Consider the following 248-nt stretch of genomic DNA (forward strand, 5'->3'; position numbering starts at 1 on the left):
CACCCGACTAATGGATATTACCAGTATCGCGCTGATGGACCCGCTGAACGCCCCCTCGCTGCACATGGACATCCGCCTTGAAGAAAGCAATGGAGGCACTATCACCGACGAGGGACGCGTGCTCCTCGACTTGTCCAGGGGTGAAAGCTACACCTTCCATCTTTCCAGCTCGGAAGACCGCAATAGAAAACTGGGGTTGGCACTGGAACAAGAATTTCGCAGTTGGGATGATTCGCGAAAGGTTTTTG

1 protein-coding gene is annotated in these 248 nt (G+C 53.6%); it reads left to right on the top strand.

Annotation, left to right across the window (positions count from 1 at the left end; all coding sequences use genetic code 11):
* Window positions 1-34: 34 nt before the first annotated feature.
* Window positions 35-248 (top strand): hypothetical protein (locus tag SB765_RS32400; RefSeq protein WP_410932864.1); only part of this gene is annotated, 214 nt, incomplete at its 3' end.

It is taken from the genome of Pseudomonas sp. SIMBA_067 (assembly GCF_046534675.1).
In the GTDB taxonomy this organism is placed as follows: Bacteria; Pseudomonadota; Gammaproteobacteria; order Pseudomonadales; family Pseudomonadaceae; genus Aquipseudomonas; species Aquipseudomonas putida.